Source organism: Mycolicibacterium flavescens (genome assembly GCF_001722335.1).
In the GTDB taxonomy this organism is placed as follows: Bacteria; Actinomycetota; Actinomycetes; order Mycobacteriales; family Mycobacteriaceae; genus Mycobacterium; species Mycobacterium flavescens.
Genome location: NZ_MIHA01000020.1, coordinates 64,174 through 85,946, shown reverse-complemented (window position 1 = coordinate 85,946; position 21,773 = coordinate 64,174). Strand labels below are relative to the sequence as shown.

General features: G+C 69.7%; 28 protein-coding genes. 12 read left to right on the top strand and 16 right to left on the bottom strand.

Annotated features, from left to right (window positions below; genetic code table 11):
• Positions 1-80: 80 nt before the first annotated feature.
• The gene (locus BHQ18_RS22990; protein ID WP_069415954.1) at positions 81-1,136 is read right to left on the bottom strand and encodes a DUF3152 domain-containing protein; all 1,056 of its coding nucleotides are present in this window, start codon (positions 1,134-1,136) and stop codon (positions 81-83) included.
• A 157-nt stretch (positions 1,137-1,293) separates the two neighbouring features.
• On the opposite strand from BHQ18_RS22990, the gene BHQ18_RS22985 reads away from it, so the two are divergent.
• Positions 1,294-1,956: an HTH-type transcriptional activator FasR gene (locus tag BHQ18_RS22985; protein ID WP_069415981.1), complete on the top strand. Its 663-nt coding sequence runs from the start codon at positions 1,294-1,296 to the stop codon at positions 1,954-1,956.
• Between the two features lie 3 nt (positions 1,957-1,959).
• Here the strand turns inward: BHQ18_RS22985 and BHQ18_RS22980 are convergent, their stop codons facing one another.
• A complete protein-coding gene (locus tag BHQ18_RS22980; RefSeq protein WP_069415953.1) occupies positions 1,960-2,208 on the bottom strand; it encodes a DUF3107 domain-containing protein in 249 nt (82 codons plus the stop codon).
• A gap of 246 nt (positions 2,209-2,454) precedes the next feature.
• Between BHQ18_RS22980 and BHQ18_RS22975 the strand changes: the two genes are divergently transcribed.
• Positions 2,455-3,303: a hypothetical protein gene (locus tag BHQ18_RS22975; protein WP_069415952.1), complete on the top strand. Its 849-nt coding sequence runs from the start codon at positions 2,455-2,457 to the stop codon at positions 3,301-3,303.
• Between the two features lies 1 nt (position 3,304).
• Here the strand turns inward: BHQ18_RS22975 and BHQ18_RS22970 are convergent, their stop codons facing one another.
• Entirely contained in the window at positions 3,305-4,000 is a 696-nt protein-coding gene (locus BHQ18_RS22970; protein WP_069415951.1) for a ferritin-like fold-containing protein, read from the bottom strand.
• A 233-nt stretch (positions 4,001-4,233) separates the two neighbouring features.
• On the opposite strand from BHQ18_RS22970, the gene BHQ18_RS22965 reads away from it, so the two are divergent.
• Positions 4,234-5,682, top strand: a complete 1,449-nt coding sequence (locus tag BHQ18_RS22965; protein ID WP_069415950.1) for a DEAD/DEAH box helicase — start codon at positions 4,234-4,236, stop codon at positions 5,680-5,682.
• Positions 5,683-5,701: 19 nt separating this feature from the next.
• Entirely contained in the window at positions 5,702-6,913 is a 1,212-nt protein-coding gene (locus BHQ18_RS22960; protein WP_069415949.1) for an Rv3212 family protein, read from the top strand.
• A gap of 4 nt (positions 6,914-6,917) precedes the next feature.
• Here BHQ18_RS22960 and BHQ18_RS22955 read toward each other — a convergent pair whose 3' ends face one another.
• On the bottom strand, positions 6,918-7,721 hold the full coding sequence (locus BHQ18_RS22955) for a ParA family protein (RefSeq protein WP_069415948.1): 804 nt from the start codon (positions 7,719-7,721) through the stop codon (positions 6,918-6,920).
• Between the two features lie 51 nt (positions 7,722-7,772).
• Between BHQ18_RS22955 and BHQ18_RS22950 the strand changes: the two genes are divergently transcribed.
• From BHQ18_RS22950 to BHQ18_RS22940, 3 genes are read left to right on the top strand one after another with little or no spacing between them, the layout of a single operon-like run.
• Positions 7,773-8,384, top strand: coding sequence for an acid phosphatase (locus tag BHQ18_RS22950; RefSeq protein WP_069415947.1), 612 nt, complete (start codon positions 7,773-7,775; stop codon positions 8,382-8,384).
• On the top strand, positions 8,381-9,475 hold the full coding sequence (locus BHQ18_RS22945; protein ID WP_069415946.1) for an isochorismate synthase: 1,095 nt from the start codon (positions 8,381-8,383) through the stop codon (positions 9,473-9,475). Before BHQ18_RS22950 ends, BHQ18_RS22945 begins: the two co-directional genes overlap by 4 nt.
• Positions 9,472-9,957 carry a GNAT family N-acetyltransferase gene (locus tag BHQ18_RS22940; RefSeq protein WP_069415945.1) on the top strand — a complete coding sequence of 162 codons (486 nt, stop codon included), beginning with the start codon at positions 9,472-9,474 and terminating at the stop codon, positions 9,955-9,957. Before BHQ18_RS22945 ends, BHQ18_RS22940 begins: the two co-directional genes overlap by 4 nt.
• Here the strand turns inward: BHQ18_RS22940 and BHQ18_RS22935 are convergent.
• The gene (locus tag BHQ18_RS22935; protein WP_069415944.1) at positions 9,906-10,346 is read right to left on the bottom strand and encodes a hypothetical protein; all 441 of its coding nucleotides are present in this window, start codon (positions 10,344-10,346) and stop codon (positions 9,906-9,908) included. The genes BHQ18_RS22940 and BHQ18_RS22935 overlap by 52 nt on opposite strands.
• Before the next feature lie 67 nt (positions 10,347-10,413).
• Here BHQ18_RS22935 and BHQ18_RS22930 point away from each other — a divergent pair, with 67 nt between their 5' ends.
• Positions 10,414-11,388, top strand: coding sequence for a diacylglycerol/lipid kinase family protein (locus BHQ18_RS22930; protein ID WP_069415943.1), 975 nt, complete (start codon positions 10,414-10,416; stop codon positions 11,386-11,388).
• Positions 11,389-11,627: 239 nt separating this feature from the next.
• Entirely contained in the window at positions 11,628-11,882 is a 255-nt protein-coding gene (gene whiB1 / locus BHQ18_RS22925; RefSeq protein WP_014208822.1) for a transcriptional regulator WhiB1, read from the top strand.
• 117 nt (positions 11,883-11,999) lie between these two features.
• Here the strand turns inward: whiB1 and BHQ18_RS22920 are convergent, their stop codons facing one another.
• On the bottom strand, positions 12,000-13,487 hold the full coding sequence (locus tag BHQ18_RS22920; RefSeq protein ID WP_069415942.1) for a two-component system sensor histidine kinase PdtaS: 1,488 nt from the start codon (positions 13,485-13,487) through the stop codon (positions 12,000-12,002).
• Between the two features lie 31 nt (positions 13,488-13,518).
• Complete coding sequence (locus BHQ18_RS22915; RefSeq protein ID WP_043414713.1) at positions 13,519-13,734, bottom strand: biotin/lipoyl-binding carrier protein; 216 nt, start codon at positions 13,732-13,734, stop codon at positions 13,519-13,521.
• A 168-nt stretch (positions 13,735-13,902) separates the two neighbouring features.
• Between BHQ18_RS22915 and BHQ18_RS30945 the strand changes: the two genes are divergently transcribed.
• Positions 13,903-13,995, top strand: coding sequence for a 50S ribosomal protein bL37 (locus BHQ18_RS30945; RefSeq protein ID WP_003882799.1), 93 nt, complete (start codon positions 13,903-13,905; stop codon positions 13,993-13,995).
• On the opposite strand, the gene rsrA is transcribed toward BHQ18_RS30945, so the two are convergent.
• Complete coding sequence (gene rsrA, locus BHQ18_RS22910) at positions 13,992-14,300, bottom strand: mycothiol system anti-sigma-R factor (RefSeq protein WP_069415941.1); 309 nt, start codon at positions 14,298-14,300, stop codon at positions 13,992-13,994. The genes BHQ18_RS30945 and rsrA overlap by 4 nt on opposite strands.
• Positions 14,297-14,974, bottom strand: a complete 678-nt coding sequence (locus tag BHQ18_RS22905; RefSeq protein ID WP_372516626.1) for a sigma-70 family RNA polymerase sigma factor — start codon at positions 14,972-14,974, stop codon at positions 14,297-14,299. The genes rsrA and BHQ18_RS22905 overlap by 4 nt, the downstream gene beginning before the upstream one ends.
• Positions 14,975-15,227: 253 nt before the next feature.
• Between BHQ18_RS22905 and BHQ18_RS22900 the strand changes: the two genes are divergently transcribed.
• Both BHQ18_RS22900 and BHQ18_RS22895 read left to right on the top strand, forming a co-directional pair.
• Complete coding sequence (locus BHQ18_RS22900) at positions 15,228-15,716, top strand: aminoacyl-tRNA deacylase (RefSeq protein WP_069415940.1); 489 nt, start codon at positions 15,228-15,230, stop codon at positions 15,714-15,716.
• Between the two features lie 38 nt (positions 15,717-15,754).
• The gene (locus tag BHQ18_RS22895) at positions 15,755-16,603 is read left to right on the top strand and encodes an SDR family oxidoreductase (RefSeq protein ID WP_069415939.1); all 849 of its coding nucleotides are present in this window, start codon (positions 15,755-15,757) and stop codon (positions 16,601-16,603) included.
• Between the two features lie 10 nt (positions 16,604-16,613).
• Here the strand turns inward: BHQ18_RS22895 and BHQ18_RS22890 are convergent, their stop codons facing one another.
• From BHQ18_RS22890 to BHQ18_RS22860, 7 genes are all read right to left on the bottom strand, one after another.
• The gene (locus BHQ18_RS22890; RefSeq protein WP_069415979.1) at positions 16,614-16,814 is read right to left on the bottom strand and encodes a hypothetical protein; all 201 of its coding nucleotides are present in this window, start codon (positions 16,812-16,814) and stop codon (positions 16,614-16,616) included.
• Positions 16,815-16,858: 44 nt separating this feature from the next.
• Positions 16,859-17,722, bottom strand: coding sequence for an oxygenase MpaB family protein (locus BHQ18_RS22885; RefSeq protein ID WP_069415938.1), 864 nt, complete (start codon positions 17,720-17,722; stop codon positions 16,859-16,861).
• Positions 17,719-17,940: a hypothetical protein gene (locus BHQ18_RS22880; RefSeq protein WP_069415937.1), complete on the bottom strand. Its 222-nt coding sequence runs from the start codon at positions 17,938-17,940 to the stop codon at positions 17,719-17,721. The genes BHQ18_RS22885 and BHQ18_RS22880 overlap by 4 nt, the downstream gene beginning before the upstream one ends.
• A gap of 92 nt (positions 17,941-18,032) precedes the next feature.
• Positions 18,033-18,866 carry an enoyl-CoA hydratase/isomerase family protein gene (locus BHQ18_RS22875; protein ID WP_069415936.1) on the bottom strand — a complete coding sequence of 278 codons (834 nt, stop codon included), beginning with the start codon at positions 18,864-18,866 and terminating at the stop codon, positions 18,033-18,035.
• Positions 18,866-19,450, bottom strand: coding sequence for a TetR/AcrR family transcriptional regulator (locus BHQ18_RS22870; protein ID WP_069415978.1), 585 nt, complete (start codon positions 19,448-19,450; stop codon positions 18,866-18,868). Before BHQ18_RS22870 ends, BHQ18_RS22875 begins: the two co-directional genes overlap by 1 nt.
• A 40-nt stretch (positions 19,451-19,490) precedes the next feature.
• Positions 19,491-21,017, bottom strand: coding sequence for a DUF7782 domain-containing protein (locus BHQ18_RS22865; RefSeq protein ID WP_084294277.1), 1,527 nt, complete (start codon positions 21,015-21,017; stop codon positions 19,491-19,493).
• On the bottom strand, positions 21,014-21,763 hold the full coding sequence (locus BHQ18_RS22860; RefSeq protein ID WP_084294282.1) for an SOS response-associated peptidase: 750 nt from the start codon (positions 21,761-21,763) through the stop codon (positions 21,014-21,016). The genes BHQ18_RS22865 and BHQ18_RS22860 overlap by 4 nt, the downstream gene beginning before the upstream one ends.
• Between the last annotated feature and the right edge of the window lie 10 nt (positions 21,764-21,773).

Below are 21,773 nucleotides of genomic sequence, written 5' to 3'. Positions count from 1 at the left end.
CGATCGGGCGCGAGGGTGCGCGAACGCCGGAATTTGCGCGGCGTGTCGTGCGCAGACGCGCAATGCTCGCCGCAACGGGGTCAGGCGATCGGGTAGGGCCAGGGGTTGGGTTTGCAGGTTTTGTTGTCCGGCTGCACCGACTGCGGGTCGAAGCGCGCCGCGTCGTTGTTGCTGGTCGAGAAGGTCTGCTGCATCATCACCGGCGCCAACTGGTCGTTCTCACCGCACGGCTCGTGCCGCTGGTAGCCGATCGCGTGGCCCACCTCGTGGTTGATCAGGTACTGCCGGTAGGACCCGACGTCGCCCTGGAACGGCACCGCGCCGCGCACCCAGCGCGCCTCGTTGATGAACACCCGCGGCTGGCCGTCGAGATAGGCCGGGTTGTAACAGGACGCCTCGAGCTGGATGTCGTAACCGCAGCCCTCGCGGATCGTCATCGGTGTGGTCAACGACACCCGGAAGTCGGGCTCGACGCCGGACGACGCGTCGACACGGGTGAACGCGAACTGCGGGTTGTGCGTCCAGCTCTTCGGATTGGCCAGGGTCTCGCTGACCATCCGCGCGAACCCGTCGTCGCCGCCGAACGTCGCGGTGTCGATCCCGTCCTCGACTTCGACGCTGTAGGTGAACACCTTGGCGGTGCCCTGACCCACCTGCGGCGCGGTGCCCGGCACGACGCGCCACGTCTTGGCGCCGGCCTCGGTGAACGGACCGCCCTGGGGCAGGATCCCGGTCGGCAGGTTGGCGTCGAACTCGGTGAGCCCCTTGGGTGGTGCCCCGATGATCGCCGTGCTGGCCACCCCGATCGTCGGCGGGCCCTGCACCGGCCCTTCGGCCTCCATGGGCGCGGGGGCGCTGGTGCCGGTGATGGTCTGGTACACCACGATCGCGGTCACCACGATCAGGATCGGCAACGCGTAGGCGCGCCAGCCGTAGGTCGAGACGAACCGGCCGAGCCAGGTCTGCCTGCGCACGCCGCGGTGCTCGTCGCGGTTGGATCGCACCCGCCCCGAGTCCTCGGCCAGCGGGTCGCGCTGGGCGCGCAGCGGCTCGCGCCACTGGTCGCGCAACGCGGGCAATCCCCCCTGGGTCCCTGTGCTTCCGCCGTGCTCCGGACCCGTCTGTCCCCCTCGCATGCGGGAGTCATAGGTCACCGCAACAGGATGACACAACCTGGTGGCCTCATACTTTCGGCGCGCCACCGGCAGCGAACGGCGTCGCCGCCCGTGCCTGACGTGCGCGCGGGGCCGACGGTAGTAGTGTCGTTGCGACACCGAGCAGATGAAGGACGTGATGAGCGATCTCGCCAACACCGCGAGGAGGGGCTCCCAGCGGGGCAGCGGCGAAACACTGAACCGCCGCGGCAACCGGCTCCCGCGGGATGAGCGCCGCGGCCAGCTACTTGTCGCCGCGAGCGAGGTTTTCGTCGACCGCGGCTATCACGCCGCGGGCATGGATGAGATCGCCGACCGCGCCGGAGTGAGCAAACCGGTGCTCTACCAACACTTTTCGTCGAAGCTCGAGCTGTACCTGGCGGTGCTGGCCAAGCATGTCGAGAACCTGGTGTCCGGGGTCCGGCAGGCGCTGCGCACCACCACCGACAACCGTCAGCGGTTGCGCGCGGCGGTGCAGGCGTTCTTCGACTTCATCGAGCACGACGGCCAGGGCTACCGGCTGATCTTCGAGAACGACTACGTCACCGAACCGCAGGTCGCCGCACAGGTGAAGGTCGCCACCGAGGCGTGCACCGACGCGGTGTTCGACCTGATCAGCCGCGATTCTGGGCTGGAAGCGCACCGCGCGCGGATGATCGCGGTCGGCCTCGTGGCGATCAGCGTCGACTCCGCGCGCTACTGGCTCAACAACGAGCGGCCGATATCCAAGGAGGCGGCCGTCGAGGGGACCGTGCAGTTCGCCTGGGGCGGCCTGTCACACGTCCCGCTCACCCGGTCCTAGCCGCTACCCGGTCTTGCTGGCCCCGAGACCGACCCCGAACCCGACGCGCCGCACATCGGCCGCGCCGATCTCGACATAGGCGATTTTCGACGTCTGGACCAGGAAGCGGCGGCCCTTCTCGTCGGTCAGGGCCAGCACACCGTCATCCTTGGCCAGCGCGTCGGTGAACAACTTCTCGACCTCGCTTGGTGTCTGCGCGCTGTTGAAGCTCAACTCGCGCGGGCTGTCCGTGACACCGATCTTGACCTCCACGCCTGGTCCCTTTCCTGAAGCACTCGAAGAACTTGAGCCAAGGCTAGTGGACGGCCCGGCCGCCCCGCCGCCCCGGTGACTTCGCGGGTAGCGAAGCGGGTGCGGCCCACCGCCGCCGAACGGCGACCGAACCGAGTCCGGACCGTAATCGACACACCGGTCGCTGAACCTCAGGCGTCACATGCGTCTCGCTAGCATCAGGCACGGTAACGATTTCCGTGCGCTACACGATCCGGGAAAACCCATATGAACAGGCCTTATACCGCAGCTTCACCGTATTCGCTGACCCCGACCGAGCGGATCCGCACCTACACCGAGGAACCGCCCGCCGACGGCTATGACCGCGGCTATGGGAGCTACTCGGGGGGCTACTCCTCCGGCTATGAAGGGCTGCGCGAGACCGAGCGCTACGGCTCCCAGCCGTATGAGCCCGAGGCCCCCGAGGCCTATGACAAGGCCTACGACGAGGACTACGACGAGTTCGCGCCGCAGTACGACGAGGAGCGAATCGACCGGCGCTGGATGTGGATCGCCGGGATCGCCGGGGTGATCCTGTTCGTCGCGATCGGCACGACCGGCATCATCCTGGGCGGCGGCGACAGCGGTTCGGTGTCGGCCACCGCGACGTCGGAGGCGGCCACCTCGGCCGCACCCGCCACGTCCTCGGCACCGCGCGCGGGCACCGCGGCGCCGCTGGTCCCGTCCCTGCCGCCGGAGACCGTGACGACCGTCAGCCCGAGCGCGGAGGCCACCCCGTCGCCCGTCGCCGAACCGTCGGCGACCCAGGCGCCGCCCGCGGCCGCGCCGCCGCCCGTCGCGCCGGCACCGCGCACGATCACCTACCGGGTGACGGGCACCCGACCGCTGCTCGACCTGGTGACGATCATCTACACCGACGGGCGCGGCGCGCTGCAGACCGACGTCAACGTGGCACTGCCGTGGGCCAAGACCGTCGTGCTGGACCCGGGTGTGGAGCTCAAATCGGTCACCGCGACCAGCGTCACCGGTCAGCTCAACTGCAGCATCACCGACGCCGCCGGCACGCTGATCACCGCGCAGAACAACAACGCGATGATCGCGACCTGCACGCAGTAGGTCAGGCCAGGCCCAGTTCCTGCATGCGGGCGGCGTGGGTGCGTTGCAGCCGGTCGAAGAACTCGGTCATCTGCTTGAGCCCCTCACCGCTGGACATCAGCAGGTCGACGAGTTCGTCGCGCTCGGCGAGCACGTACTGGGCCTGGGTGATCGCCTCGCCGAGCAACCGGCGGGACCACAGCGCCAGCCGGTGGCGCTGCCGGTCGCTGGCGGTCACCGCGGCCCGGACCTCGGCGACGACGAACTGGGAGTGCCCGGTTTCGGCGAGCACCGCCCGCACGACGTCGGCGACCTCGTCGGGCAGCGCGTCGGCGATCTCCAGATAGAAGTCGGCGGCCAGCGCGTCGCCGACGTAGGTCTTGACCAACGCCTCCAGCCACGTGCTCGGCGTGGTCAGCCGGTGGTAGTTCTCCAGCGGCGACGCGTACTTCGTCATCGCGGGCACGACGTCGACACCGCGGCGTTCGAGCGCTTCGCGCAGCACCTCGTAGTGGTTCATCTCGGCGGCCGCCATCGTCGCCATGTTGATGCGTCCGCGCAGGTTGGGCGCCATCCGGGCCTCGTCGGTGAGCCGGTAGAAGGCCGCCACCTCGCCGTAGGCCAGTAGCGCGAACAGTTCGGTGACCCCGGGGTGATCGACGCTCACACCGGACGTCGCCGAATCGGTCCGCTCGGGCGCAGGCGGCGTCGCGTTCATGGGGCCAACAATAAACGCGCCCGGCGCGCCGCCCGAACCTCGGACTCGAGCAGGTATGCTAGGCAAAGGCGGTGGCATCTGAATTGCCGCTACCTGAAGAAATGTGCGTGCACGCAGACAGTCCGCCTACCTCAGTGCAGGGCTTGGGTCTTACGGCCATATACATCGTTTAAAAACCTCGTGCGCGCGTGACAGCCATGAGGATTGACGATTGAAAGGCTTTGTTTTCGCGTATGACGCATCTCAACCCCACATTTGCTGAACTTGGAGTCCGCGACGAGATCGTGCGGGCGCTCGCCGAAGATGGCAAGGAACACCCGTTCGCCATCCAGGAGCTGACGATGCCGATGGCACTCGCCGGCGACGACCTGATCGGGCAGGCCCGCACCGGTATGGGCAAGACGCTCGCGTTCGGGGTGCCGCTGCTGCAGCGGATCACCACCGACGAGTCACGCCCGCTGACCGGCGTTCCGCGCGCCCTGGTCGTGGTGCCCACCCGCGAGCTGTGTCTGCAGGTCTACAACGACCTGGCGACCGCCGCGAAGTACCTGACCGTCGGGGACCGCAAGCTCTCGGTCACCTCGATCTACGGCGGCCGCCCCTACGAGGCGCAGATCGAGGCGCTCGACAACGGCGTCGACGTGGTCGTCGGCACGCCCGGCCGGCTGCTCGACCTCGCCCAGCAGGGCCACCTGAAGCTCGGCGGCCTGTCGATGCTGGTGCTCGACGAGGCCGACGAGATGCTCGACCTCGGGTTCCTGCCCGACATCGAGCGGATCCTGCGCCAGATCCCCGACAACCGCCAGTCGATGCTGTTCTCGGCGACCATGCCCGACCCGATCATCACGCTGGCCCGCACGTTCATGAACCAGCCGACCCACATCCGGGCGGAGGCCCCGCATTCGGCGGCCACCCACGACACCACCGAGCAGTTCGCCTACCGCGCCCACGCGCTGGACAAGGTGGAGATGGTCGCGCGGATCCTGCAGGCCGAAGGCCGCGGCGCGACGATGATCTTCACCCGCACCAAGCGCACCGCCCAGAAGGTGTCCGACGAGCTCGCCGAGCGCGGCTTCAAGGTCGGCGCCGTGCACGGTGACCTCGGCCAGGGCGCCCGCGAGAAAGCGCTCAAGTCGTTCCGCACCGGTGAGATCGACGTGCTCGTCGCCACCGACGTGGCCGCGCGCGGCATCGACATCGACGACGTCACCCACGTCATCAACTACCAGATTCCCGAGGACGAGCAGGCCTACGTGCACCGCATCGGCCGCACCGGCCGGGCCGGTAAGACCGGCGTCGCGGTGACCCTCGTCGACTGGGACGAGCTGGCCCGCTGGACGATGATCGACAAGGCGCTCAACCTCGGCTGCCCCGATCCGGCCGAGACGTACTCCAGTTCACCGCACCTCTACGAGGAACTGGGCATCCCCGCCGGGACCACCGGCACCGTCGGCGACCCGGTCAGGGTGCAGAGCAGCAGGCGCGCCCCGGCGGAGAAGTCCGCCGAGCGGCCGGCCCGCACCCGTAACCGCCGCCGCACCCGGGGCGGCAAGCCGGCGACGGGACACCCGACCGCCGAGCAGTCCGACGACACCGGCGAGAGTTCCGGCGACGAGTCGACCGCACCGGCCAAGCGCCGGCGCCGGCGCCGGACCCGTAAGGCCCCGGCCAGCGCCGGCTAGCGAGGACACCGGCCAGTACATGGTCAAACCCGAACGCCGCACCAGGACCGACGTGCTGGTGGCCGTGGCGATCGCCGCGGTGGTGGCGGTGACCGCCGGGTTGGTCTGGTGGACCAGCGACGCCCGCGCGACGCTGAGCCGACCCGCGGCCGCGCCGGTGCCCGATCTCAAGCCCGCCGCCGCCGTGCCCGCCGCGTTGCGGCCGCTGTGGAATGCGTCGAGCGCGAAGACCACCACACCGATCGTGGCCGGCGGCGCCGTGATCACCGGGGACGGGCGCACCGTCGAGGGACGCGACCCCGCCACCGGTGATCCGCTGTGGGCCTACGCGCGCGACCTGGACCTGTGCGGCGTGAGTTACGTCTACCAGTACGCCGTCGCCGTCTACCCCGATGCCCGCGGCTGCGGGCAGGTCAGCACCATCGACGCCAAGACCGGGCTGCGGGGCCCGGCCCGGACTTCCTACGCCGACGCCGAGGTCACGCTGAGCTCCGACGGCACCACGGTGCTGTCGGCCGGGGAGAACCGGCTGGAGCTGTGGCGCTCGGACATGGTGCGGATGATCAGCTACGGCGCGCTGGACGCGCCGATCAAACCCGGCACCCCCGCCACGCCGCTGTGCCGGTTCGTCTCGACGCAGGCGAGTTCGAGCGCGGTGTCGCTGCTGGAGGCCTGCCCCGGGCAGGCCGACCTGCGGTTGACGCTGCTGCGGCCCGCCGACGACGAGGACGCCCCGGAGCTCAAGTACGTGCCCCAGCCGGGCGTCGCCAAGGACTCCGATGCCCGCGTGGTGGCGGTGGCCGACACCACGACCGCGGTCTACGTGCCCACCCCGGCCCCCACCGTGCACGTCGTCGACGACACCGGGGCCACCGTCGCCAGCACCGAGGTCGGCAGGGCGGTGTCGGCGCAGGCCACCGCGTCGCGGGCCGGCGATCTCATCACCTGGTGGACCGGCGACAGCGTGATGGTGTTCTCCGTCAACGGACTTCGCTACCTCTACACCATCGCCCCGGCCGGGCCCAACGTCCCGCTCGGACCGGGCACCGTGATGGCGGGCAAGCTGCTGGTGCCCGTCACGAGCGGCTACGACGTGTTCGATGCGCAGACCGGCCGCGGCGAACGGCACATCGCGCTGGATCGCCCGGACGCGTCGACGCCGGTGGTGCCTGCGGTGGCCGGCGCGACCGTGCTCGAACAGCGCGGCGGCGAACTGGTCGCACTCGGCTGAGCGGCTAGATCTCCGGGGTGAACGTCGGCATCGGTTTGCCGTTCTTCCAATGCTTGAGCAGGGCCTGCGCGAGTTCGCGGTAGGCCAGCGCACCCTTGTTCTTGCGGCCGGCCAGCACCGAGGCCCCCGACGCGCTGGCCTCGGCGAAACGCACCGTGCGCGGGATCGGCGGGGCCAGCACCGGCAGGTCGTAGCGGTCGGCGACGTCGAGCAGCACGTCACGGCTGTGCGTGGTGCGCGAGTCGTACAGCGTCGGAAGCGCGCCCAGCAGCTTGAGGTCTTCGTTGGTGATCGCCTGCACGTCGGCGATGGTGCGCAGGAACTGGCCCACCCCGCGGTGCGCCAGGGTCTCGCACTGCAGCGGCACGATCACCTCGTCGGCGGCGGTCAGCCCGTTGAGCGTCAGCACCCCCAGCGACGGCGGGCAGTCGATGATCACCACGTCGTAGCGCTCGACAACCTTGGCCAGCGCGCGCTTGAGCGCGTACTCGCGGCCCGCCCGCATCAGCAGCATCGCCTCGGCGCCTGCCAGGTCGATGTTGGCGGGCAGCAGCGCCATGCCCTCGGGCGTCTCCAGCAGCGCAGCGTCCGGTTCGACCTCCCCGAGCAGCACCTCGTGGATCGACACCGGCAGCTTGTCGGGGTCGTGGCCCAGCGAGAACGTCAACGAGCCCTGCGGGTCGAGGTCCACCAGCAGGACCCGCTTGTCCTTCTCCTGAATCGCCGCACCCAACGACGCCACCGTCGTCGTTTTGGCAACCCCACCCTTTTGATTGGCGACCGCAAGTACCCGCGTCACGGTGTTCATCGTTGCACGGGCCCGCACGGCGCGAGCGACCGTGCGGCAGAATCAGTCGGCGTGGGCCTACTGCAGCACCGGCTGGTACTGCTCCGTCACGGTGAGACGGAGTGGTCCAAGACCGGTCAGCACACCGGCCACACCGACCTCGAACTCACCGACGTCGGCCGCGACCGCGCCAAGTTGGCGGCCGAGGCGCTGGCCGAACTCGACCTCGACAATCCGCGGGTGATCAGCAGCCCGCTGCGCCGCGCCGTGGACACCGCCGAACTGGCCGGGCTGAGGATCGACGAGCGCAACCCGCTACTGCAGGAGTGGGACTACGGCCGTTACGAGGGCCTGACCACCCCGCAGATCCGCGAGACCGTGCCCGACTGGCTGGTCTGGACGCACGGCGCCGAGGGCGGTGAGAGCGTCGCCGACATCGCCGCGCGCGCCGACCGCGCGGTCGAACTGGCGCTGACCCACATGGAGACGCGCGACGTGGTGTTCGTCGGACACGCCCACTTCTCACGCTCGGTCATCGCCCGCTGGGTGGAACTGCCCGTGGCCAGCGGCATCCGCTTCGCGATGGCGCCCGCGTCGATCGCGGTGCTCGGATTCGAGCACGGCATCCGGCAGATCATCGCCCAGGGGCTGACCGGCCATCAGGATCCGTGTAAGCCACGGTGACCCGCGAACCGAGCTTCGTCATGGCCTCCCGCGGCGCGGTCGTCGCCGACGGAGTGCACACGGCGTTCCCCGGCATCGCCGACGCGCGCGCCGCGCTCGCGTCGCACAGCGCCCCGATCATCCTGGGGGCCTTGCCTTTTGACATGACCAAACCCGCGGCGCTGATCCGCCCGCAGACCGTGCAGTTCCTCGACGCGCTGCCGGACTGGCCGCTGCGCGAGCTGCCCGAGGTGCAGATCGCCGAGACGCTGCCGGCGCCCGAGGAGCACCGCGCCCGCATCGCCGCCGCGGTGGACCGGCTGCGCGATCCGGCCGCCGGCCTGCACAAGGTGGTGTTGGCGCGTGCGCTGCGGCTGACCGCCGACGGGCCGCTGGATGCGCGCACCGTGCTGCACCGACTGGTCGGCGCCGACCCTTCGGCCAACGGCTATCTGGTCGATCTGAGCGCAGCCGGCGGCGGCTGTTCGGGCAGCGTGCTGGTCGGCGCGAGCCCGGAGCTTCTGGTGGCGCGCCGCGGCGACCAGGTGGTCTGCGCGCCGTTCGCGGGTTCGGCTGCCCGCTCCCCCGACCCGGCCACCGACGAGGCGAACGGCGCCGCGCTGGCCGCCTCCGCCAAGGACCGGCACGAACACCAACTGGTCGTCGACGCGATCCGCGAGGTGCTGGCTCCGCTGTGCGACGAACTCGACGTGGCGGCCGAACCGCAGCTGCACAAGACCGACGCGGTCTGGCATCTGGCCACCCGCGTCACCGGTCGGCTGCGCGACAAGTCAACGACCGCACTGGATCTGGCGGTCGCGCTGCATCCCACCCCGGCCGTCGGCGGGGTGCCGACCGCCGATGCGGCCGCGCTGATCGCCGAACTGGAGGGCGACCGCGGTTTCTACGCGGGCGCCGTCGGCTGGTGCGACCAGCGCGGCGACGGCCGCTGGGTGGTGTCCATCCGGTGTGCGCAGCTCTCAGCCGACCGGCGCACCGCCGACGCCTACTCCGGCGGCGGCATCGTCGCCGAGTCCGACCCGGACGACGAAGTCAGCGAGACCACAACGAAATTCAGCACCATCCTGTCGGCGCTGGGCGTCCGGCCGTGACCGAGGTGATACGGCGGGTGCGGCCCGGCGACGAAACCGAGCTCACCGCGATGATCCACGAACTCGCCGAGTTCGAACGCGCCGCCGACCAGTGCACCGTCACCGAAAACCAACTGCGCCAAGCACTTTTCGGCGATCCGGTGACCGTGAACGGCCACATCGTCGAGGTCGACGGACAGGCCGCCGCCGGCGCGTTGTGGTTCACCAACTTCTCGACGTGGGACGGGGTCGCGGGTATCTACCTCGAAGACCTCTACGTCCGCCCGCAGTTCCGCAGGCGCGGGCTGGCGCGCAAGATCCTGGCCACGCTGGCCCGCGAATGCGTCGAACGCGGCTATTCCCGGCTGACGTGGGCGGTGCTGGACTGGAACGTCAACGCGATCGCCCTCTACGACGCCGTCGGCGGCACGCAGCAGAGCGACTGGATCACCTACCGGGTGTCGGGCCCGGAGTTGTCGGCGCTGGCCTCAGAACTGCCCTGAGCGTCGTCCCGGACGCCCAGCCACTCGACCGTGGCCGGGCTGAACAGCAGCACCAGCGTCGCGACCGCCACCACCGCGATCGGCACCGCGTAGAGCCACTGCTGCGAGCCGGGACCCATGTACCAGGCCACCGGCAGCAGCAGCAGCTGGACGAACACCGCGATGCCGCGGCCCCATCGCCGGCCGGTCCACAACGCCCAGCCCGCGGCCAGCACACCGGCGCCCATGATCGCGAACCACAGCGCGGTGCCGTACTTGTTGAGCCCGTCGACCTCCGCCGCACCGAAGCCGCTGACCACGTACACCAGCGCCGCGATCAGCGCGGCGACACCTTCTGCGGCGACGAGGACGGCGGCCTGCCGCACGGTCGTCGGGGAGGGAACGATCACGATCCGAGCGTAGAGGGTGCGCTCAGGCCCTCAAGTGCGTAAAGGCCGTTCAGTAGGCTCGGACCCCGTGCGCGCCGTGCTGATCGTGAACCCGAATGCCACTTCGACGACCCCGGCCGGCCGCGATCTGCTGGCGCACGCGCTGGAGAGCCGGGTGAAGCTGACCGTCGTGCACACCGACCACCGCGGGCATGCCATCGAGATCGGCCGTGAAGCCGCCCGCGACGGTGTCGACGTGCTGATCGTGCACGGCGGGGACGGCACCGTCAACGAGGTGGTCAACGGTGTGCTCGAGGTCAACGGCCCGGGCGCGGCGGCCCCGGCCGTCGGCGTGGTGCCGGGCGGGTCGGCCAACGTGTTCGCCCGGGCGCTGGGCATCAGCCCGGACCCGATCGAGGCGACCAACCAGCTCGTCGACCTGCTCTCGGAGTACCGCCGGCGCAGGGTCTGGCGGCGCATCGGGTTGATGGACTGCGGCGAACGCTGGGCGGTGTTCACCGCGGGTATGGGGGTCGACGGCGACGTGGTGGCCGCGGTCGAGGCGCAGCGGGCCCGCGGCCGCAAGGTGACCGCGTCGCGCTACGTGCGGGTGGCGATCCGCGAGGTGCTGGCCAGCGCCCGCAAGGAGCCGACGCTGACGCTGCACCTGCCCGGCCAGGAACCGGTCGGCGGCGTGCACTTCGCGTTCGTCTCCAACGCCAGCCCGTGGACCTACGCCAACGCCAGGCCGGTGTGGACGAACCCGTCGACGACGTTCGAGACCGGGCTCGGGTTGTTCGCCACCACCAGCATGAGCGTATGGGCCAACCTCGGGCTGGTGCGGCGGATGCTGTCGCAGAAGTCGGTCGTCAAGGCCCGGCATCTGGTGCGCGACGACGACCTGCCGTGGCTGCGGGTGACGAGCGATACACCGGTCGCCTGCCAGATCGACGGAGATTTCCTCGGGCCGCGCGATTCCATGACGTTCCGGTCGGTACCGGAGGCGCTGGGGGTTCTCGCGCCCGCGCCGGCGGATCCGGAAAAAGGCTCTCACCAGCGGTAACCGGTTTACGGCGTAGAGTTGTAGGCGCAGTTGGATCGAGTCTAGTACAGGCAGGTGAGTGAGCCGCGAACGGGCCGCGCTAGTGACATTGCGCACTTGTTAACTCGCGAGTATTGACATCTGTCCAGCCTGTGAAAATATCGATAGCAACAGTGCTGAAACATTTCATGTGCACGCGTTAACAGCCGAACTATCGCTCGTGCGCTGTGCTGTGCCAACGAATAAGGAGAGTTAGATCAATGGATTGGCGCCATAAGGCCGTCTGTCGCGACGAGGATCCGGAACTGTTCTTCCCGGTGGGAAACAGCGGCCCGGCGCTCGCGCAGATCGCCGACGCGAAGCTTGTTTGTAATCGTTGCCCGGTCACCACCGAGTGCCTCACCTGGGCATTGGAGTCCGGCCAGGACGCCGGCGTGTGGGGCGGCATGAGCGAGGACGAGCGGCGTGCACTCAAGCGTCGCAACGCCCGCACCAAGGCCCGCAGCGGAGTCTGATCACCGCTTCACGCGAATAGCACTACGGCCCCGACATATGTCGGGGCCGTATCTTTTCCGCAAATTCGCTGTGAGCCGATTAACGATCAATCGGACGAATTGCGAATCGAGTTCTGGCTACTGCGCGGGCCGGCGCGGACGGCCCAGCGGCACCCGCAGCACCACGTCGGTGCCGCCGTCGGGGACCTCGTGCATACCCAGTGAGCCGTCGAGTTCGGCCGAGACCAGGGTCCGCACGATCTGCAGACCGAGCCGGTCGGCCTTCTCCAGACTGAAGCCCTCGGGCAGCCCGCGGCCGTCGTCGTGGACGACGACGTCGAGCCAGCGCGCCGAGCGCTCCGCGCGGATCGTGACGCAGCCCTGTGGGGTGGACGGGTCGAAGGCGTGCTCGATCGCGTTCTGCACGAGTTCGGTGATCACCATGATCAGCGCGGTCGCCCGGTCGGCGTCGAGCACGCCCAGTTCGCCGACCCGGGTGATCCGGATCGGAGTGTCCACGGCGGCAACGTCGTTCATCATCGGCAGGATGCGGTCGACGACCTCGTCGAGGTTGACCTCCTCGTCCACCGACATCGACAGCGCGTCGTGGACCAAGGCGATCGACGACACCCGCCGCACCGACTCGATCAGCGCTTCGCGGCCCTCGGCGTTGTTGGTGCGGCGGGCCTGCAGCCGCAGCAGCGCCGCGACGGTCTGCAGGTTGTTCTTCACCCGGTGGTGGATCTCGCGGATGGTGGCGTCCTTGGACAGCAGCGCCCGGTCGCGGCGTTTGACCTCGGTGACGTCGCGGATCAGCACCGCCGCGCCGACCGCCTGACCGTGCACCACCAGCGGCAGCGTGCGCATCAGCACGGCGGCGCCGCCGGCGTCGACCTCCATGCGCATGCTCGACCCACCGGCCAGCGAGTCACGGATGTGGTTGGCCAGTTCCTGGGCCTCGAACGGGTCGCCGATCAGCGGCCTGGTCACGCTGACCAGGTTGTGGCCCTCCAGTTCGGCGGCCAGTCCCATCCGGTGGTAGGCCGAGATCGCATTCGGGCTGGCGAAGGTGACGACCCCGGCGCCGTCGAGCCGGATGAACCCGTCGCCCACGCGCGGGCTCGACCGCGACATCGCCAGGTCCCCGACGTTGGGGAAGGTGCCCTCCGAGAGCATCAGCAGCAGGTCGCCCGCGCAGTCGAGGTAGGCGCCTTCGAGCCGGCTGGCCTTGCGGGACGCCAGCGCGGTCTGATGGGTCAGCACCGCCACCACTTCGTCCTTGTAGCGCACGGGGACGGCCTCGACGTTCAGTCCGGGCGAAACCTGTTGTCCGGCACCGTCGCCGACGACGATCTCGCCGGAGTCGAACGCCGCGGTGACGACGGGCAGGGCGTCGGCGTCGGCCAGCGTGCTGACCGAGTCGGCCAGCAGCACCGTCGAGGCGGTGTTGGGCCGCACCTGCGCGACGCAGACCAGCGCGCCGTCGTCGCGGCGCACCCACATCAGGTAGTCGGCGAACGACAGGTCGGCGAGCAGTTGCCACTCCCCCACCACGGCGTGCAGATGGTCCACCGCGTTGCCGGGCAGCATGGTGTGCTCGGCGAGCAGATCACCGAGGGTGGACATCGCCGATCACCTCCGGCAGCGGATCATGCGATCAGCTGATCACCGCGATGAGGTCGCCGGCCTGGATGACGTCGCCGACGGAGACGCTGACCTTGCTCACCGTGCCCGCCACCTCGGCCAGCACCGGGATCTCCATCTTCATCGACTCCAGCAGCACCAGGGTGTCGCCCTCACCGATCTGATCGCCCTCGCTCACCACGACCTCCAGCACACTGGCCACGATTTCAGCGCGAACGTCCTCGGCCATCTTCACCCCTTCGGAGCTCTCCAGTTCACCGGCGCACCGGCTGCCAACAGGGTCCTATCGAACCACAACCCCGCGCCGTCAGTGCTGTCGCAGGGTCATGACACAATGGTCGTCAACGCGTCCGCCCGACGGCGGACCTGATCATCCCAGACTGTATGGAGGACCACCATGGCCAAGCGTGGCCGTAAGAAGCGCGACCGCAAGCACTCCAAGGCCAACCACGGCAAGCGGCCCAACGCCGGTTCGAAGTCGGTGCGCTAACCGCCACGGATGATGGTGGTGCGGCTGATCTCGATGCGCAGCCGCTCACGCAGGCTCTCCGGGGCCCTCTCGCCGCCGCACTTCTGCGCGATCAGCTTCTTGACCCGTTCCTCGACACCGTAGTGGCGCAGGCACGCCGGGCACTCCTCGAGGTGATGGCGCAGCTTGTCGCGGGTCTCGGCCGTGCATTCGCCGTCGAGCAGCGTCCACACCTCGGCGATCACCGCGGCGCACTCGGGGTGCTCGGGGTCCACCGGTCCGACCGGCGGGCTCCAGCGCTCATCGGCGTCTGAGCGGTCGCTCACGACGTAACCTCCTCGGGCGTGTCCATCTGACCCCGGATGAAGCCGCGGTCGCGGGCCACACCGGCCAGCAGTTCGCGCAGCTGACGCCTGCCCCGGTGCAACCGGGACATCACTGTGCCTATCGGCGTGTCCATGATTTCGGCGATCTCCTTGTATGGGAAGCCCTCGACGTCGGCGTAGTACACCGCCATCCGGAAGTCCTCGGGCAGCGCCTGCAGCGCTTCCTTGATCTCGTTGTCCGGCAGCGCCTCGAGCGCCTCGACCTCGGCCGAGCGCAGCCCCGTCGACGAGTGCTCGGCGTTGGCCGCCAGCTGCCAGTCGGTGATCTCCTCGGTCGGATACTCCGCCGGCTGCCGCTGCTTCTTGCGGTAGCTGTTGATGTAGGTGTTGGTCAGGATGCGGTACAGCCACGCCTTGAGGTTGGTGCCCTCACGGAACGAGCGGAACCCCGCGTAGGCCTTGACCATGGTTTCCTGCAGCAGGTCCTCGGCGTCTGCCGGGTTGCGCGTCATGCGCAGCGCGCCGCCGTACAGCTGATCGAGCAGCGGGATCGCGTCGCGTTCGAACCGCGCCGTCAGCTCGGCGTCGGTCTCCTCCCGCGGCTCCAGCGCCGACGTCTTCTGCGCCGACGTCTCCGGCGTCGTGTCGCCGGTCGACCCGTCGGAGTCGGTCATTGTGGGCAACACCGTCCCTTCTGTCGCGGCGCCACCGATCATGCCCGGTAGATACACCAGACGCACGGGATAGTCCGCGGTGAGCGCTGGCACCTGACCCCCTTCACGCAATCGTAGAGGTAGCGGCCGACACGCCGTCGCCCGCTGTCGACCGATTCACGGCCGCAATCACCGTCAATAACACCGCGAGCCGCCGGGGTTGTTCCCCGAACAGCGAGGTGGTGGCGATCCGGGCGGCCACTATCCTGACGCGGTGCCCCGCGCAGCCACCCCGGCCATCGCGGCCCTGCTGGCCGCCGGCGTCCCGCACGAGGTCCTGCAGTACCACCACGACCCCCGGGCCGAGTCGTACGGCGAGGAGGCCGTCGAAGCACTGGCCCGCGACACCGGCGTCGAACCCGCGCAGGTGTTCAAGACGCTGGTCATCGCGCTGCCGCGGGGTCTCGGGGTCGCGGTGCTGCCGGTACCGGCGCGGCTGTCGCTCAAGGCGGCCGCGGCGGCGCTGGGCGTTGCGAAGGCCACCATGGCGGAGAAGGCCGCCGCCGAACGGTCGACCGGCTACGTTCTCGGCGGCATCTCGCCGCTGGGCCAGCGCAGGCCGCTGCCGACCGTCGTCGACGCCTCGGCGCTGCGCTTCGAGCGGGTGCTGTGCAGCGCGGGCAAACGCGGCTGGGACGTGGCGCTGGCGCCGCAGGACCTGGTCCGGCTGACGTCGGCGGTGACGGCGGACATCTGCGCCTGATCGGTCGGCGGTGCTTGCCCCGCGGTTAGGCTCAGGCCATGTCGCTCAACGGGAAGACCATGTTCATCTCCGGGGCCAGCCGGGGTATCGGCCTGGCGATCGCCAAGAAGGCCGCCGCCGACGGGGCCAACATCGCGCTGATCGCCAAGACCGCCGACCCGCATCCGAAGCTGCCCGGCACGGTCTACACCGCGGCGAAGGAGATCGAGGAGGCCGGCGGGCAGGCGCTGCCGATCGTCGGCGACGTGCGCGACGGCGAATCGGTGGCCGCGGCCGTCGCGCAGACCGTCGAACGGTTCGGCGGCATCGACATCTGCGTCAACAACGCTTCGGCGATCAATCTCGGCTCGATCGAAGAGGTGCCGCTCAAACGGTTCGACCTGATGAACGGCATCCAGGTGCGCGGCACCTACACCGTCTCGCAGGCGTGCCTGCCGCACATGAAGGGCCGCGACAACCCTCACGTGCTGACGTTGTCGCCGCCGATCCGGCTGGAGTCGCAGTGGCTCAAGCCTACCGCCTACATGATGGCGAAGTTCGGAATGACGTTGTGCGCGTTGGGGATCGCCGAAGAGATGCGCGAGGCCGGCATCGCGTCCAACACGCTGTGGCCGCGCACGCTGGTGGCCACGGCCGCCGTGCAGAACCTGCTCGGCGGGGACGAGGCGATGGGCCGCGCCCGCACGCCCGACGTCTACGCCGACGCCGCGTACGTGGTCCTGAACAAGCCCGCCCGCGAGTACACCGGCAACTCGCTGCTGTGCGAGGACGTGCTGCTGGAATCCGGGGTGACCAACCTGTCGGTGTACAACTGCGTGCCCGGCGCCGAGTTGGGCGTCGACCTGTGGGTCGACTCGCCGAATCCGCCCGGCTACCGCGGGCCCTGACGCACGGATCTCAGGCGACGCACAGATCGATGCCGAGCAGACCGGCCGGCCAGAACGCCGCGGTCAGCAGGAACGCCCCGATGTCCGAGCCGGCCGGGATGCGCGTGCGCAGCGCGGTGTCGATCAGCTGCACCTGCTCGGCGTCGAAGAACGCCCACACCAGCCCGATCAGCAGGTACGGGATCGCCAGCCACATCAGGGTTTCGATCATCGCTTCGACGCTGACCGGGCGGCTCAGCAGGCGGCGCAGCGCGGTCACACCAGCGCCTTGTGAGCACGGACCCGCCGACGCACGTCGGCCAGCAGCACGTAGCTGCCGCCCTGGCGGATGAACACCGGCAGGAACCGGTTGACGAACGACACCAGCAGGAACAGCGACTCGAACAGGAACTGCTGAAATCCGTTCCACCGCAACCGCATCGCCTCACGGAAGACCGGGGCCAAGAAGCCGGTGGTGAGGAACTTCAGCAGCGGCCGGAACGGCAGACCCAGCAGCGGGTTGATCATCTTGAGGTTGATCAGGTCGGTCAGGTACCCGCGGACCAGGTCGTCCATCGCGACGCGGTCGCAGGCGGTGCGCCAGTAGTCGTCGAACTCGGCGCGGGTGGGCGGCCACTGATCCTCGGTCACCTGCAGCGTGGTGCCCAGCGGCCACGCCGAGCGGTAGAACTGCTCGGCCTGCTGCGGCGTCATCTCGCCCCGCAGCAACTGGTAGGTGTCCTCCAACCCGACGAAAAGGCATGCGGCAACCCACATCTGCAGGTCGCGGTCGAACGCGTTGTAGCGCACCGGGCTGTCCGGCTCGGATTTGACGTGGCGGTGCGAGCCGTTGACCGCCTCGCGGAACGCGGCGCGGTCGTCGGGGGTGCCGAGCACCGCGACAGCCAGGTACTGGAACGTCGTGCGCGCGCGTTTCCACGGATGCTTGAGCAGGTTGCCCGAGTCGACCTTGCTCTCGGCGACGCCGTAGCCGACCTCGGGCCAGGACAGCTGCATGATCACGTTGGCCGCGCCCGCGGCGAACGCCCAGAAGTCCATCGCCTCGGCCGCGGACACCTCGGCGTCGGGGTCCCAGCGCGCGGTGCGCCGCCGGATCGAGATGCGGTAGCGGTCGGTCATCCGACACACACCGCGGAGAACACCATCGCCGGCCAGAACACGATCGAGCCGAGCAGCTGCACCAGCCAGACGACGCCCGTCCCGGGCAGCTGGTCGGTGTTGAACGCGGTCCAGGCCATCCCGATGACCGCGTACGGCGCGGCCAGCATCAGCGCGGTGCCGATCCACTCGGCGATGGTCATCTCGAAGCTCAAGAGCTTCTTTGCCGCGCTGAGCATGCCGTCCTCTCGATCGCCTCTCCCGCACTATGTTAATGCTGATTCACGCGCTGTCAGCGAATTCACGGTAATGCCCGCGCCCGGCCGCGTGGTCAGGACAGCATGGAGCGCACGTTGTCGGCGAAGGCTGCGGTGGTGAAGCAGATCGGCTCGGCGAACTCCTCGAGCGTGACCGCGTCGGACCAGTTCGCGTCGGCGGCCGCACGGAGCAACGGCTTGACCATCGCGACCGAGTGCGCCGGCATGGCCGCGATCCGCGCACACCACTCGTCGGCCACCTCGGCAAGTCGCGCGTGTTCGACGACTTCCTGCACGAGACCCAGACGCTGGGCAGCACGGGCATCGAGGTGTTCGCCGCGCAGGTAGTAGGCCAACGTGCCCTGATAGCCCAACCGCCGCGTCAGAGCCCAACTCGTGCCGACTTCCGGAAGCAGCCCCAGCCGACCGAACGCGGGCACGATGATGGCGCGCTCGCTGGCGATCACGAGGTCACACGTCAGCGCCCAAGCCAACCCGACCCCGGCAGCCGCGCCGTTGAGCGCGGCGATGTAGATGGTGTCGGAGCCGGCGATCAACCGGGCGATCCCGCCGAACTCACGGCGGATCCACCGCCAGATGTCGGCCGCCCCCTCACTGGCGCCGAGTCGGTCGATCGCGGTGTTCATCATCTGCAGGTCACCGCCGGCGCTGAAACCAGGATCGGCGCCGGTGAGCACGACACTGCGGACTTCGGGGTCGCCGTCCAGATCGGTCAAGGCGCGGCGCAGTTGGCGCACCAGCGGCGCGGACAGCACATTGAGCCGCCGCGGTTCGTCGAGCGTGACCACGGCCCGGTCCCCGCGACGCTCGACGCGCACACGTTGGGGCGCGTCGTCGTCATCACCGGCGGCCACCATCTCGCGGTACAACGGGCTCTGCTCAGCCATCATCTGTCCTCCTCGGTTTCTCTGGAGCGCAACGCCGCCCAGGCGGCGTCGGCGAAAACCTCGATCGTGCCCGGCGGTAGGCGCTTGGCGGCGGAGTACACCCAGTGCCTGCTGTACTCCTGGGCCGGCCCCAGCCACAGCGCCGCCGTGACCGCGACCCGCATCGGCTGCAGCACTCCATACCGGTGGTGTGGGCGCCACCAGTCGCCGACCGCCGCGAAGAACTGTTCGTTGGACTCGCGTAGCTCGTCACTGTCCAGGCGAGGACCGAGCAACAGTCCGGCCTCGCCCCGGTGCGCGGCGACCCACCGCAGGTGGTAGGCGACGCCGCCGCGGATACCGCCCTCCGCGGTGTCGTGACTTCGCAGCATCGCGATGAAGCCCGCCTGGTATTCGCCGAGCAGCTGGGCGAAGACGGCGGTGGCCAGCGAAACCTTGTCCGGGAAGTGGTGATACAGGGCTCCGACGCTGACCTCGGCCTCTCGGCGTACCTCGTCGAGGGTCGCCGACAGCGCGCCGTCCGCGGCGAACCGGCGCCGGGCGGCAGCCAGCAGCCGCGTCCGGGCATCGCTCCTCGCGGGCACGAGGATCACTCTAGTAGTACCGAGGAATCCTCTGTCAACGTCAGTGGGCCTGATAGAGGATGCCGCGGCCGATCGCCTCGCGCACGACCGGAAGCGCGGCAGTGGCCAACGCGTCGGCGTCGACGTCGTGGACGCCGGCCAGCAGCCCGATCAGAGTGCCGAGCGGCACCTCGCCGCGGCAGCCGGCCAGCAGCGCGCGGCTCACCTCGTCGACGCCGAGAACCGCGCCGGGCCCACCGGGCCGACGCACCGCCGCGCCCACCACCTGCCATCCGTCCGGTCCGGGCAGCGAGTGCTCCTCGAGCAAGACCGGCGCGGTGGACAACTTCGCCGCGAGCAACTGCTCGTCGGTGGTGTCGCGCAGGTACTCGCGGCGGGCGAAGAACGCCTCGATCTCGTCTCCGGTCGGCGCCTCGTCGGCACCGGTGATCTCCTCGAGGACATGCTCGGGGTCGCCGTCCTCGCCTCGGCGGGGGGCGCGCAGCGCGATGGCGCCCATCCCGATCCCGGCGATCCCCTCGGCGGCGAACCAGTCGAGCCACCGCCCACCGCGCAGCGCCGTCTGTTCGGGGGTCTCACCGGCGTCCGACGTCCACAGCGACACGTAGCTGACCGGGTCGGCGAGTTCGCGTTGCACCACCCACGCGTGCAGGCCGGTGCCGGCCAGCCACCCGCGCACCCGGTCGCGCCAGTCGGCGTCGCGGCGCACCACCCAGTTGGCCATGATCTGCGCATGGCCGCCCGGTTTCAGGTGGTCACCGATCTGTCGAATCAGGCTCTCGCACAGGGTGTCTGCGACCATCCCGGAGTCCCGGTACGTGTAGTCGCGGGTGCCGGCACCGACCACGAACGGCGGGTTGGACACGATCAGGTCGAACCGCTCCCCCGCCACCGGTTCGAACAGGCTGCCCTCCCGCAGGTCCCAGTCCATTCCGTTGAGCCGCGCGGTGGCCGCCGCCAGCGCGAGCGCGCGCACGTTGGTGTCGGTGGCGACGATCTGCTCACAGTGCGCGTCGAGGTGCAGCGCCTGAATACCGCACCCGGTGCCGAGGTCCAGCGCCCGTTCGACCGGCCGGCGAATCACCGCGCGGGCCAACGAAACCGACGCACCCCCGATACCCAGCACGTGGTCCTGGCGCACCGGGCCGGCCCGCAGCGCCGCGTCCAGATCCGAGACCACCAGAAAGTCGCGGTCACCGTCGCTGTGCGGGCGCACATCGAGCGCGGCGCGGACCGTCGCGGGTGAGGCGGACTCGAGGACACCGTTGGCGAGCAGGGCGTCGACGCCGGCGGTGGGCAGCGCATCGGCGATGAGATCCACCGGTTCGTCGGAGCCGAGCAGGAACAGCCGCACCACCGCGGCCAGCCGGCGTCGCTCACCGCTTCGCGCCCGCTCGGTGGCGCGCGCCGCCGGCCACCACACGCCCCGCGCGAACGCCGCGTAGACGTCCTCGCCGAGCAGATCGGCCACCGCGTCGGTGGTGTATCCCGCGGCGCGCAGGTCGGCGCCGAGGGCGTCGACGACGGCCGGGTCGGCCGCCACGGCGGGCGGCTCGCCGGCCGTCAAAGCAGGGTGCCCTGTTCCGGTTCCGGCTGCGCCGGTTCGATCAACTCGGGGCCGTTGTTGCGCACGCTGTTGACCAGCCGCGAGACCTCGCGGACCTGCACCCGGTCCAGGTCGCCGTGCCCGCGCAGCAGGCCTTCGTCGATGGGCGCGTCGGGGTCTAGCCAGCGGTCCCAGTCGCGTTCGCTGATGGTCAGCGGCATCCGGTCGTGGATGTCGGCGAGCGGGCCCGCGGCGTCGGTGGTGATGATCGTGCAGCTCAGCAGCGGTTTGGCGTCCTTGGGGGCGTCTTTGGGTCGCCACGTCGACCACAGCCCGGCCATGAACAGCGGCTCACCGTCGCCGGCGTACATGAAGAACGGGGTCTTGGCGCCCTTCTCGCCTTTCCACTCGTACCAGCCGTCCATCGGCACCAGGCAGCGCTTGCTCTTGGCCGAGGCGCGGAACACCGGCGAAGTGGTCAGCTTCTCGGAGCGGGCGTTGATCAGCAGCGGGCCCTTGGTCTCCGGGCTGCCGTCACCGGTGGCCTTGGCCCACGGCGGGATCAGGCCCCAGCGCATCGAGCGCAGCCGTCGGGTGGCCTCGTCGTCGGGGTCGCTGTGCCGCTTGACGACAGTGCTGACCGTCGTGGTCGGGGCCACGTTGTAATTGGCGCCGGTGTCTTTGCCGCTCGCCGTGGTCTCGTCGATCGCCTTGATCTTCTCGGCCAGCAGCGCCGGGTCGGTGGTGACCGCGAAACGTCCACACATGAATCCCATG